At 58.2% G+C, this 12,870-nt stretch carries 12 protein-coding genes; 5 read left to right on the top strand and 7 right to left on the bottom strand.

The window, feature by feature from the left end:
- Window positions 1-52 precede the first annotated feature (52 nt).
- The 4 genes from M2366_RS15885 (at window position 53) to M2366_RS15870 (ending at window position 3,068) form a co-directional block, all read left to right on the top strand.
- On the top strand, window positions 53-595 hold the full coding sequence (locus M2366_RS15885) for a hypothetical protein (protein WP_259237102.1): 543 nt from the start codon (window positions 53-55) through the stop codon (window positions 593-595).
- A 274-nt stretch (window positions 596-869) separates the two neighbouring features.
- Entirely contained in the window at window positions 870-1,790 is a 921-nt protein-coding gene (pyrB, locus tag M2366_RS15880) for an aspartate carbamoyltransferase (protein WP_259237101.1), read from the top strand.
- 89 nt (window positions 1,791-1,879) lie between these two features.
- The gene (gene pyrI / locus M2366_RS15875; protein WP_005890729.1) at window positions 1,880-2,344 is read left to right on the top strand and encodes an aspartate carbamoyltransferase regulatory subunit; all 465 of its coding nucleotides are present in this window, start codon (window positions 1,880-1,882) and stop codon (window positions 2,342-2,344) included.
- 232 nt (window positions 2,345-2,576) lie between these two features.
- Complete coding sequence (locus tag M2366_RS15870; protein WP_224431487.1) at window positions 2,577-3,068, top strand: arginine repressor; 492 nt, start codon at window positions 2,577-2,579, stop codon at window positions 3,066-3,068.
- Window positions 3,069-3,256: 188 nt separating this feature from the next.
- Here M2366_RS15870 and M2366_RS15865 read toward each other — a convergent pair whose 3' ends face one another.
- The 4 genes from M2366_RS15865 to arcA all read right to left on the bottom strand — a co-directional run bounded on the left by M2366_RS15865 (window position 3,257) and on the right by arcA (window position 8,135).
- Window positions 3,257-4,663 (bottom strand): YfcC family protein, encoded by a 1,407-nt coding sequence (locus M2366_RS15865; RefSeq protein ID WP_025328664.1) that lies wholly within the window; start codon window positions 4,661-4,663, stop codon window positions 3,257-3,259.
- A gap of 121 nt (window positions 4,664-4,784) precedes the next feature.
- Window positions 4,785-5,789 (bottom strand): ornithine carbamoyltransferase, encoded by a 1,005-nt coding sequence (argF, locus tag M2366_RS15860; RefSeq protein ID WP_171275235.1) that lies wholly within the window; start codon window positions 5,787-5,789, stop codon window positions 4,785-4,787.
- A 136-nt stretch (window positions 5,790-5,925) separates the two neighbouring features.
- Entirely contained in the window at window positions 5,926-6,852 is a 927-nt protein-coding gene (arcC, locus tag M2366_RS15855; protein ID WP_259270151.1) for a carbamate kinase, read from the bottom strand.
- Between the two features lie 62 nt (window positions 6,853-6,914).
- Window positions 6,915-8,135, bottom strand: coding sequence for an arginine deiminase (gene arcA, locus M2366_RS15850; protein ID WP_259270150.1), 1,221 nt, complete (start codon window positions 8,133-8,135; stop codon window positions 6,915-6,917).
- 775 nt (window positions 8,136-8,910) lie between these two features.
- Here arcA and M2366_RS15845 point away from each other — a divergent pair.
- On the top strand, window positions 8,911-9,087 hold the full coding sequence (locus tag M2366_RS15845; RefSeq protein ID WP_198135285.1) for a hypothetical protein: 177 nt from the start codon (window positions 8,911-8,913) through the stop codon (window positions 9,085-9,087).
- Between the two features lie 122 nt (window positions 9,088-9,209).
- Here M2366_RS15845 and M2366_RS15840 read toward each other — a convergent pair whose 3' ends face one another.
- The 3 genes from M2366_RS15840 to mglC form a co-directional block, all read right to left on the bottom strand.
- Window positions 9,210-9,368, bottom strand: a complete 159-nt coding sequence (locus M2366_RS15840) for a hypothetical protein (RefSeq protein ID WP_259270149.1) — start codon at window positions 9,366-9,368, stop codon at window positions 9,210-9,212.
- A gap of 686 nt (window positions 9,369-10,054) precedes the next feature.
- Window positions 10,055-11,788, bottom strand: a complete 1,734-nt coding sequence (locus tag M2366_RS15835; RefSeq protein ID WP_224431493.1) for a methyl-accepting chemotaxis protein — start codon at window positions 11,786-11,788, stop codon at window positions 10,055-10,057.
- 55 nt (window positions 11,789-11,843) lie between these two features.
- Window positions 11,844-12,854, bottom strand: a complete 1,011-nt coding sequence (mglC, locus tag M2366_RS15830; protein ID WP_042042592.1) for a galactose/methyl galactoside ABC transporter permease MglC — start codon at window positions 12,852-12,854, stop codon at window positions 11,844-11,846.
- Window positions 12,855-12,870: the final 16 nt, after the last annotated feature.

The following is a 12,870-nucleotide window of genomic DNA, read 5'->3' as shown; positions in this document are numbered from 1 at the left end:
GGAAAGGCCCACTAATGGGGGTAGGGTGGATCTTGGCAAGAGGAGGCTACTCATGCTCAATTACCGATTACTTCAACAACTTGCACCGCTCAACTTCAGGGATGAACGCAACACCGAGTCCTTGCCCGACTATCTCGATCGGGTCGCCCCACTGGTGCCCTTCATTCCCCAAAATGTGCTGGCCCAGTGGATTTACCGTCATTGGCGCGGTTTTGAGTCCAACTGGAGCTTTATCGACCTCGCCCAGCACCGATTCGAGTGTGAAGCCTGGCCCACGGCGCAGATTGTCACCCAGGTCGGCTCCCGCCACATGGAGGCGATCGCACGTTGGCAGGAGCTGCTCAACCACAACAGTTACGTGCGCCGCTCCTGGCTCGGTGACTACATGTTGAGTCAAGGCAGCTGGCCCGAGCCCATCATAGTGTTGGCGACCGATGAGCAGAGCCGGTACCCGGATGGCCGAGCCATGCCTGCCCCCTATTGTCTGCTGGAGGGACATCACCGGCTCGCCTATTTACGGGCCATGGCCTTCGAGGGGGCCTCGCAGCAGCCTCTGCACCAGATCTGGCTTTGTCGCCCCATTCGCAACAGTTAAACGTTTTTTTGCCGTAAAAGTGCCTCTGAAATAAATTTTTGACAATTCAAAAAGCGACTCTATAATCTGTCCGGTTTTGAAAAAGGTCGGGACATGACGATGCAGTTTTTGAACAAGAAAACAGCCTTGCAGACGGGTGGAGCGCACCAGAGCGGCCCCGTTGTTTCCGGTTCCCGACCCACAGATCCCCAACTTATTTTGAGAAGAGCCCCTGTTTCAGGGGCTTTTTTTTGTGCCAGAAAAACCTTCATAGATGCCAAAGGGAATGCAGACGATGACCAATCCACTCTATAACAAACACGTCATCTCTATCTCGGATCTGACCCGCGCCGAGATGGAACTGGTGGTCGAGACCGCTCAGCGGTTGAAGGCCGAACCCAACACCCAGCTGTTGCACAACAAGTTGGTCGCCAGCTGCTTCTTCGAAGCCTCCACCCGTACTCGACTCTCCTTCGAGACCGCTGTACAGCGCCTGGGCGGCAACATCATCGGTTTCGCCGACGGCGGCAACACCAGCGCCAAGAAGGGCGAGACCCTGGCCGACTCCATCAAGATCATCGGCTCCTACTCCGATGCCGTGGTGATGCGTCACCCCAAGGAAGGGGCTGCCCGCCTCGCCTCCGAGTTCTCCCGGGTGCCTGTCATCAACGGCGGTGACGGCTCCAATCAACATCCGACCCAGACCCTGCTCGATCTCTTCTCCATCCGGGAGACCCAAGGCAAGCTGGACGGCCTCAACGTCGCCTTCGTCGGCGACCTCAAGTACGGCCGCACCGTGCACTCCCTGGCCCAGGCCCTGAGCCTGTTCAACTGCCGCTTCTTCTTCATCTCTCCCGAGGCCCTGGCGATGCCGGACTACCTGTGCGAAGAGCTGGAAGAGAAGGGCATCCAGTTCAGCGTGCACGAGACCATGGAAGAGGTGATGCCGGAGCTGGACATCCTCTACATGACCCGGGTCCAGAAAGAGCGCTTCGACGAGACCGAATACAAGCACATGGCCGCCAAGTTCGTGCTGGATCTCAGTACCCTGGCCGGCGCCAAGCCGGGCATGAAGATACTGCACCCCCTGCCCCGGGTTGACGAAATAGACGTCGCCGTCGACAAGACCCCTCACGCCTACTACTTCCAGCAGGCGGAAAATGGGGTCTATGCGCGCCAGGCACTGCTTGCTCTGGTGCTGAACGAAACCGTTTAAGGAGCGCTTCCTGGCCCGGCCAGCGGCAATCCGTCACTCTATTGCGCGCCAGACACTGGTGCTGAATGAATTCGTCTGAGGGGAATATCATGCCTGACAAGAACCAACTGCAAGTCGAAGCCATCCGTCACGGCTCCGTCATCGACCACGTCCCTGCCGGTCAGGGCATCAAGATCCTGAAACTGTTCCAGCTGATCGAGACCCAGGAGCGGATCACCGTCGGCTTCAACCTCAAATCCGGTGCCCTCGGCAAGAAGGATCTCATCAAGATTGAGAACACCCGCCTGACCGAGCAGCAGGCCAACCAGCTGGCGCTGTTCGCCCCCAATGCGACCGTCAACATCATCGAAAACTTCAACGTGGTGAAGAAGCACCAGCTGGCCCTGCCGGAGTTCATCACCGGGGTGTTCCACTGCCCCAACTCCAACTGCATCTCCCACAACGAGCCGGTGGATAGCTACTTCAGCGTGCGCGAGGTCAAGGGTGCTGTACGCATGAAGTGCAAATACTGCGAGAAGTCCTTCACCCAGGATATCGTCAGCGAGCGTTACTGATATCCGGGCCACTGGGCCTGGCAAGAGGAATGTTCCATCTTCGACTGGGCCCCAAGGGGCCCATTTTTGATACGGGTCACAGCCCGCAGCTGTCGTTTAGCTATAATTTGCCATCTCAGCCATGGTTAGCCCCATGGATCCACTACCCGATACTTTCTTGTCAGTCGATCCCACCAGTGTTGTCACGCCCTGGCATAGATCTCACTGATGACAAGGGCAAAGGACATCCATCTTGGTCAAGACCCATTTCCACCCGTTGGAGCAGGAAACAGACACGGCTCAGCTCGATGCTTGCCGCCGCATCATAGGCCAACACTGCTTCAGCACCCAGGAAGAGATCCGCCACGAGCTTGCCAAACAGGGCTTCACCGACATCAGCCAGTCCACCATCTCCCGGCTGCTGCGCCGTCTCGGCGTGGCCAAGGCCCAGAATGCCAGCGGCAAGAAGATTTACACGCTAGTGGAGGATCAACTGGAGCCTGCCGGTTGCAGCCGTTCTGTGCACGACATGGTGCGCTCCGTCGACCATAACCGCCAGCTGGTGCTGATCCACACCACCCCGGGCGCCGCCACCGTGGTGGCTCGACTGCTGGATCGTCATGCGAATCCCGAGATCCTGGGCGCCGTCGCGGGCAATGATGTGGTGCTGGTCGCCCCGCGCCACATCAGTCGCACCCATCAGGCTCATGAAGCCGTGCTGCGCACCCTGGCCCAGGCGCGCTAAACCAGCCCCGAATGCAGCAAGGCGACCTCTGGGTCGCCTTTTTCTTGCCTGAGCGCCGCTCGTATCATCATCCGCCGCTGCCGTTTTCCCCCACGCCGTCCAAATTGCTCCACGGCAAATGGCCAGCCACTTTTTCCAGCCATAAAAAACGGGAGCCAGCGGCTCCCGTTTCATCACAAGGGTAAGGCTTAGGACAGCAGGGCCCCCAGGCTCAGGCAGACCACGATCAGCACAGTCAGTATGCCGAGCAGCGGTGCCACCCACTTCAGCCAGCGCACATAAGGCACCTTGGCGATGGCCAGGCCACCCATGACCACGGCGGAGGTCGGGGTCACCAGGTTCACCAGGCCGGAGGCGGACTGGTAGGCGGTCACCACCAGCTCGCGGCCCACGTTGGCGAAGTCGGCAAGGGGCGCCATGATCGGCATGGTCAGCACCGCCAGACCGGAGGAGGACGGCACCAGGAAGGAGAGCACCACTTCCAGCACGAACATCACGTTGATGAACACCACTGTGGAGAGGCCGGTCACTATGCCTTCCGCGCTGTTCAAGATGGTGTGGGTGATCATGCCATTGTCCATCACCACCACTATACCGCGGGCGATACCAATGATCAGAGCCACGCCGAGCAGGTCACGGGCACCGTCGATGAAGTTGGAAGTCAGCTCCTCCTCGCTCATGCGGGAGATGAGGCCGACTATGATGGCGGCGGCCAGGAAGACACCGGAGATCTGCGCCATCCACCAGCCGAGCACGGCCACCCCGTAGATCATCACGGCGAAGGCGGCCACAAAGATACCCAGCACTATCTTGCGGGTCAGGGTGAACTCCAGCATCTGGTCGCTCTTGTTGCCGAGGAAGTGGGCACGGTTCTCATCCCACTTGTCGGCCACCAGGGACTTGCTGGGGTCGTTGCGCACCATCTTGGCGTAACGCATCACATAGGCCACGCACAGCAGCCAGCCGGCCACCAGCATGGCGACCCGCAGCCAGATGCCGTCGGTGAAGGAGATGCCGGCCGCGTTGGCGGCAATCACGGTGGCGAACGGGTTGATGGTGGAACCCAGCGTCCCTATACCGGCGCCGAGCAATACGGTCGCGGCGGCGACCACGGGGTCGAAGCGGGCGGCCATCATCACCGGCACCAGCAGGGTGTAGAAGGGCAGCGACTCTTCGGCCATGCCGTAGATGGTGCCCCCTGCGGCGAACAACGCCATCAGGATAGGGATCATCCACTCCTCGCGGCCACGCAGACGATCGGTGACGCGCTCGATACCGGCATCGATGGCGCCAGTCTTGGTCACAATGCCAAGGAAGCCGCCGATGATCAGGATGAAGAGGGAGACGTCGATGGCGCCTGCCTCATAGGTGTCGTGGTTGTAGAGGCCATCGATGGGTGCCAGCAGCACGTCGACGATCCCCTGGGGATTGGCCTCTACCAGCTTGTAGGTGCCAGCCACCGGCACTTCCTTGCCGAGGGCTTCATTCATTACCATGTCGTATTTGCCGGCCGGCACTATCCAGCTCAGGGCGGCCACCAGGGCGATCAGCACAAACAATATGGTGTAGGCTGACGGGAACTTGAATTTGGTCATGGTCCAGCTTCCTTCTGTGGTGTGGTATCCATGTATCTGCGGGTCGTAGGGTTAGAGGTGTTATGCCGCCGTCACATGGTCGAAAAGCCGGGGGTCACCCCCCGGCACCACTACTGCGACCTTAGTCGCCCAGCGTAGCCACCATCACTGCCTTGATGGTGTGCATCCGGTTTTCGGCCTCGTCGAAGACTATGCTGTGCTCGGATTCGAACACGTCCTCGGTCACTTCCAGACCCTTCATGCCATATTTGTCAGCCACTTCCTTGCCCATGGTGGTCTCATCGTTGTGGAACGCCGGCAGGCAGTGCATGAACTTCACATCCGGGTTCTTGGTGGCGTTGATGACGTCCATGTTGATCTGATAGGGGGTCATCAGTTTCACCCGTTGATCCCAGGCTTCCTTCGCTTCACCCATGGAAACCCAGACGTCGGTGTAGAGGAAGTCGGTACCCAGCACGCCCTCTTTCACATCTTCGGTCAGGTGAATACGCGCACCTGTCTCTTCGGCGATCTGGCGGCACTTGGCGACCAGCTCCTCTTCCGGCCAGAAGGCCTTGGGAGCAACCAGACGAATGTCCATGCCCATCTTGGCGGCACCGACCATCAGGGAGTTGCCCATGTTGTTGCGAGCGTCACCCAGGTAGGCGAACTTGATCTGATCCAGACGCTTGCCCTTGCCGTGCTCCAGCATGGTCATGAAGTCCGCCAGGATCTGGGTCGGGTGGAATTCGTTGGTCAGGCCGTTCCAGACCGGGACGCCGGCATGGGCGCCCAGCTCTTCGACTATCTCCTGGCCGTAGCCACGGTATTCGATGCCGTCATACATGCGGCCCAGCACCCGGGCGGTGTCCTTCATGGACTCCTTGTGACCGATCTGGGAACCGCTTGGGCCAAGGTAGGAGACCTGGGCGCCCTGGTCGAAGGCCGCCACTTCAAAGGCGCAGCGGGTGCGGGTGGAGGTCTTCTCGAAGATGAGGGCAATATTTTTTCCGCTTAGATGCTTGCGCTCATAGCCACCGTATTTGGCTTTTTTCAGGTCGATGGCCAGATCGATCATGTATTGGATTTCGCGCGGGGTGAAGTCCAGCAGTTTCAGGAAGTTACGGTTACGCAGATTAAAAGCCATGATGAGTTCTCTCTATATTTGTTCAGACCAATTTGGGCAGTGTTATTGACTACGCATACACATTACAAAGTTGTTCAGGCCGCATTCGGGCGGTGTTACTGACTACGCAGTACACAGTTCAAAGTTGTTCGGTTACTCAGGCATTCACGGTATGGGTGGCGACTATATTGGTGCCCGCCTCGCCCCTGAGAATGGCCAGACCATCTTCCAGGGAACCGATCCCGACCATGCCGCCGGTCGCTTTGACAAATTCACAGGACGCCTCGATCTTCGGCCCCATGGAGCCTGCATCGAACTGGACGCCCGCCAGCTCGGCCGGGCTGGTGACCCGCAGCGGGTGCTGGGTCGGCTTGCCCCAATCCAGGTAGACGGCATCGGCGTCGGTCAGGATCAGCAGGGCGTCGGCCTTGATCTGTCTGGCCAGGTAGGCGGCAGACATGTCTTTGTCGATGACGGCTTCGATGCCGGTCAGGCACTGGCCATCCCAGGTCACCGGAATGCCGCCACCACCGGTACAGATGATGAGGTGACCCTGGGCGATCAGGGTTTCGATGGCGTCGCCTTCGACGATGCGCTGGGGCAGCGGGGACGGCACCACGCGGCGGAAGAACTTGCCGTCGGCCTTGACGCTCCACTGCTTCTCGGCCGCCAGGGCGCGGGCTTCGGCTTCTTCATAGACGGGACCGATGAACTTGGTCGGATTGGCGAAGGCCGGATCTTGCGGGTCGACCTGCACCTGGGTCAGCAGCGCGGTGACGTTGCGACTCGGCATCAGGTTTTTCAGCTCCTGGATCAGCATGTAGCCGATCATGCCCTGGGTCTCGGCGCCCAGCACATCCAGCGGATAGGGGGAGACCTTGGTATAGGCGCTGTTTTGCAGGGCCAGCAGACCGACCTGCGGGCCGTTGCCGTGCACCAGTACCACGTTGTACTCCTCGGCGATCCGGGCGATGGTCTTGGCGGCGGTGGCGATGTTCTTGCGCTGGATATCCGCTTCAAGTGGCTCACCGCGACGGAGCAGGGCATTGCCCCCCAGGGCGACGACGACAGTTGGTTTTTTCATGAGTGTTACTCTCGAATCTTGGGGTAGGTGGCGCCAGCCTCTGCCGGCGCCACGCCGTCTTGTTAGATGCCGTCACGTTCCATCGGGCAGCTCATGCAGCGGGCGCCGCCGCGGCCACGTCCCAGCTCTTCACCCGGGATGGACAGCACAGTGATGCCGGCCTTGTCGTATTTCTCGTTGGTGTAGGTGTTGCGCTCGTAACCCACGACCACGCCAGGACGCACGGTCAGCACGTTGTTGGCGTCGTTCCACTGCTCGCGCTCGGCCTCGAAGCTGTCACCACCTGTGGTGATGAGCTTGAGCTGATCCACGCCCAGTGCCTTCTCGATGGCGGTCACGAAGTAACCCTCTTCCTTGATGTTCATGCCGGTGGCGCCGCCAGGAGTCAGGCTCCAGCAGTTCACATCCTTGCGGATGACTTCCGGATAGACGGAGAAGGTGTCTATGTCCATGTGGGTCATGACGGTATCCAGGTGCATGCAGCTGCGGTGTTTCGGCAGTTGCATGGCGATGACCTGTTTGGCCTGACCGTGCTTGAACAGGCCGCGGGCCAGGTGCTCCACCCCTTGCGGCGTGGTGCGCTCGGACATGCCGATGAGCACGGCGCCACGGCCGATGACCAGCACGTCACCGCCTTCGATGGTGGAGTTGTCGTAGTCACGATCCTCGTCACCGAAGTACTTGATGAAGTCCTGACCGGCAAACTGCGGGTGCCAGCGGTAGATGGCCTTCACATGGTTGGTCTCGCGGCGACGGGCGGCCTTGGCCATGGGGTTGATGGAGACGCCACCGTAAACCCAGCAGGAGGTATCACGGGTGAAAAGGTGGTTGGGCAGCGGCTCTATGATGAAGTCGGTCGGAGCGTGCATGCCCACTACCATGTTGACGCCGCTGAAGGGCATCTCGGCGTAGGTCAGGCCGCCGGAGAGGATGCGGGCCAGCTCGCGGTGCGGCATGTCAGCCAGGAAGCAGCGCACGTCATTGGCCAAGGCGGTGCCGAGGCGATAATCGGAGACCTGATGTTGCAGCAGCCAGGCTTTGGCTTCTGGCACATCCAGGGTTTCGGCCAGCAGGTTGGTCAGCAGGAAGACTTCGACATTCTGATCGCGCAGCACTTGGGCGAACTTGTCATGCTCCTCGCCAGCCCGCTCAACAGAGAGGACATCGTCAAACAGCAGGTCCTGACAGTTGGAAGGGGTCAGACGCTTGAGACTGAGATTGGGGCGATGCAACATGACACGACGCAGTTGGCCAACTTCAGAACCTACATAAAATTTGCTCATGGTTATATTCCGTCTTTCTGGGGTCCATGCGAGTGATTGAATAGACTCCTTCTATTCTTTCTCATGGCCAAGGCGGGATATTCTTTTTGTAGGGTACTCGGCTTGTGTTCTATCCTGCCTCTGCCTTTCGAGGTAGAGATTAGGTCTGTGAAAACATGAAAAACCAGACTTAGATCACATCGAGCTATAGCTGAATAAAATGCAGCGCATTTATTTGACCCCACCGACATAACCAGCAATTAATCCCCTGGATGCATCGCATAATCATTCATTTCCATACGCTTTTATTCCTTTTCTCGGCCAGGTTGCCATGGGGTAAACTCATATTACATAAGTACCAAATACAATTTTAATTAAATTAATACAACAACTTAAATGTGACGCTCAGCCATGCCTGGCTTTATATGCAAGAGTTTGAATTTTTCACTCGCCATTGCGGGGAGCTCAGCGAGATAAAAAGTCATCTCCCTACGATTTCGTGCATAGATATTTTATTGTTCTGGATCAAAGCAAGGGACTCAGGATAGTGGGGGAAGGGCTGCTGGCCCCAAGAGAAATGGGGCTGTCCGGCTGACTATGCAATAAAACCGCATCTTGCGGCTTGTCCCTCCCATGACATCGACTTCCACTATTTTGAAACTTTTTTCATTAGTTGAATTTATGACAAATCCTTGCAGTGGGGGTTTGCTCAACTTAACTAGAAAAGTGATCCGGATCACAACGGTATCCATATGACGTTAACGCTTCCGTCATAAATGTCATCAAGGAGAGCTCCATGAACATCAAACCCCTGCTTCTGCTTGCCGCGCTGGTTCTGCCCATGACGCCAACCCTGGCTCAGGCAGACGGTGCCCCCGCCATGCCGCTGGTGGTATGCCATGTCGACAACATGCCGCAAATGCTGGTACCCGAATATGTCTGCATCTGGCGCGGTGGCACTCAACACTACTAAGCTGCAATGCAAGGGAAGGCGAGCCTTCCCTTGCATCTTCTCCCCATCCCCCAATAGCCATATCCGATCGTTACGCGCCTGCCCTGCCATTTGCTGCCAGAGCGCCCTGCGTCCCCCGACGGCTACCCCTCGCCTCCTGTCGCCATGGTGACCGGCATGGCACGGGCTGCATCGCTCGCCGTCCCCGTCTTGAGAGGCACTTTGCTGAAACTTGCCTGGCGGTTCACCCCGGTATCCTGAACAAGAACCCGGGCGCCAAGCCCCACAACCCATGTCGCCATGGCAGCTGCTCCCGACGTCATCACCCGCACCAACAGATGCAGATCCTGTGGCTTAATCCATTCGAGTGAGCCCGACTGAGACTGGCTTGAAGAGATTGTGAGATATTCGCCATTGAATGAGTGAGCAATACGCCCATTTCTGGACAGGTATAATCGGATTGATAGATCTTATAAACAGCACAAGTAAACTTTAATCGATTGATTTGTAATAAAAAAAACACAACAAAACATGAATGACAAGGCAACCAACTAAAACGTTTTTCAAGATGGCGTTGTGAGCCAGTCGAAAATCCTTATAGTTACTCCTGCACGGACGCAGTCGAAGTCAATCAGGAAGATTGGCTGCCAGGGTTGGGCAAATGGACTCACCACAGGATGTGGTAAAGGACACCTCCCAGGATGGAGAAAGTGCGACGGGAATGGATGACTCGTCAGGCCATGATGGCTAAAGGACACCCCAAAGGATTGGGAAGGGGAAACCTAAAGGAAGAGGTATAGTCAGGGATTGCAGGGAGCAACTTCGTTCACGGATATGAACGATAAGACTATCGGGGGCGACGCAAGTCGCCCCCATCTTTTTTGGATTTTTGCCATAAGCTCCCCGCATCAATAGTAAAGGGCGGCTTTCGCCACCCCGCTCATCACTCCGTGATGCCTACTCACTCTTCTGCTTATCTCCCCTCTGGCTACGCCAGACGAAAGTGCGCCACTATCCGGCCCAGCCGGTCATAAGTCTGCTTCATGGCCCCCGAGCTTGCCACCGTCGCCTCACCATTACCCTTCAGTTGGCGGATCACCTCGGCGATGGCACTCATGTTGCGATTGATCTCCTCAGCGACGGCACTCTGCTGCTCAGCGGCAGTGGCGATATGAGTGATGAGGCCATTGATCTCCACCACCTCGCCCATCATCGTATCCAGAGACTCATTGACCCGTGTCGTGTTCTCGGCGGCGCTCTGGCAGCGTTGCCTTGTCATGGACATGGCCTCAACCACCCCACTGCTGCCGCGCTGCAAACGGGTCAGCATGGCCTGTATCTCTGCCGTGCTCTGTTGAGTGCGTGCCGCCAGGGAGCGAACCTCATCGGCCACCACCGCAAATCCCCGCCCCTGCTCGCCGGCACGCGCCGCTTCAATGGCGGCATTGAGCGCCAATAAATTCGTCTGCTCGGCAATGCTGCCGATGACGCCCAAGACAGAGCCAATCTGCTGCACCTCTTGCTGCATGGCTTGTACCGAACCCGAGGTCGCTTCCACCTCGTCCACCAGGGCCATGACGCTGCGCATGGCATCATCCACCACCGCCCGTGAGGCATTGGCAAGCTGCTCGCTCTGGCGAGTGAGCGTGGCAGTATCGGCGGCGCTACGGGAGACTGAGACGGCGGTGGCGCTCATCTCGTTGACTGCCGTGACGACCTGTTCCGTCTCGCTGACATGGGTTGCCAGCAGCCGTTGAGCTGCCTGGGTTTGCCCGGTCAGTCCCCCTATCTCGCTATGCAACTGACCGCTGGCCTGGCTCACCTCCTGCATCATCTCCTGCAGCTGGGCGATGAAGCGATTGATGCCCGCCGAGATCTGACCGAGATCATCATGGCTTGTCACCTGTAAACGCCGGGTCAGATCCCCATTCCCCTCGGAGAGGGCCAGCACCAATCCCTTCAAGGACAAAATAGGTCTATAAGCCAGGTTGAACGCCACCATAGCCAGCACCATCACCACCAGAGCCACCCCCAGCAGAGCCAGGGTGATCTTGCCGTTGATGGCCTGGGTCATGGCCCGGATGTAGGCCTGGTCGACGAAGCCGGTCAGTCGCCATGGCTGACCGCGAATGTCCAGCTCATGCAGCTTGGGGAGGGACTCGCCATCCGGTTTGTCGCTATAGAGCAGCTGCCCCTGGCTATCGGCCAGTTCGAAGTGACGTCCTTCGCCACTCATCTTCTGCAGCAGGGCGCTGAATTCACTCATGTCGAGGTAATAGATGTAGGCAGAATCATCACCGCGCGGCACCAGGATGGAGATGGCAGGCTTGCCCTCTATCTGTTGCAAACCGCTCACCTGGATCTGATTGCGGGCCTGGGGGATCAGCTGGCGCAGCGCCTCGACCCGGGCCGGCTCCTTGATGACGCCGTTGGTGTCGAAGGCCATGTCCCCAATCACCTTGACGATGTTGAGGAACCCCGTCTCCTCCAAGGTCTTCTTGACGTTGGTCACCCCGAAGTTGAGGTTGGCCGCCAGCACTATCTTCTGATTGATGTCCCCCGCCAGCTTCTCTTTGACCAGGGTTATCTGCTCATCGATGTTGTGGCTTGCCTGGTCACGGATGTAACCGCTGATGAAGTGATTGACGCTCACCCAGGAGGTGGCGACCGTGATCAAAATGGCCAGAAGCAGGAGCGCATATATCTTGATCTTAAAAGCCATCGTACCTCCAAAAGAAAACGCAGGGCGAACCTGCGTTTTCTAGCTGCCAATCTGCTTACTTCTTCTTGGCGTACTTCATCGAGTCCAGCGCCACCGCCAAGATGATGATGCCGCCCTTGATGATGAACTGCCAATAAGGGCTGACGCCGATATAGGTCAGGCCGTAGTTGATCAGGGTGAAGATGAGCACCCCGGTGATCACCCCGGCAACCGTGCCCACACCACCGGCAAACGACACCCCGCCCACCACGCAGGCCGCGATGGCATCGAGCTCATACATGAAGCCGAGGTTGTTGGTGGCGCTGCCGACCCGACCCGCTTCCAGCATGCCGCCGAAGGCGTAGAAGACACCGGCCAGGGCATAGATCATCACCAGGTTGACGGCCACGTTGACGCCGGACACCTTGGCGGCTTCGGGGTTGCCGCCGATGGCGAAGATGTTTTTGCCAAAGCGGGTCTTGTTCCACAACACCCAGACGAAGACGCTGGCGATGGCCGCATAGAAGGTGAGATAGGAGAGCTTGAAGCTGCCTATCCTGATGAACCCCTGGGCGAAACTGGAGAAGCGGGGGTCAAAGCCCGCCACCGGAGAGGCGCCCACGGAATCGAAGTACAGCGAGTTGATGCCGTAGACGATGATCATGGTGCCCAGGGTGGTGATGAAGGGCGTCACGTTCAGGTAGGCCACGATCAGGCCATTGACGAGGCCTATCAGGGCACCCACGGCACAGACCAGCAGGATCACCATGGGAATGGGCACCTCCCCCAAGGCGGGGAACACCTTGTTGACGTTGGTCAGCGACTGCAGCATGGTGGCCGCGATCAGCGCCGCCAGGCCAACTTGACGACCCGCCGACAAGTCGGTGCCCTGGGTGATGATGATACCTGCCACACCCAACGCTATGATGACCCGCACCGAAGACTGGGTCAGGATGTTGCTGAGGTTGGTGAGGCTCAGGAAGGATGGCTCCTGGATCACGATGATCATGAGCAGCACCAGCAGCACCAAGTAGATGGCGTTCTCTTTGAGCGCCTGCATCAGATTGAAATTTTTAGCCGACTCCATAAATATCTTCCTGTCT

Source organism: Aeromonas sp. BIGb0405, from assembly GCF_024807335.1.
GTDB classification, from domain to species: domain Bacteria; phylum Pseudomonadota; class Gammaproteobacteria; order Enterobacterales; family Aeromonadaceae; genus Aeromonas; species Aeromonas rivuli.
Note: the sequence above shows the minus strand (reverse complement) of the source record. Positions and strands in the feature narration are given on the sequence as shown.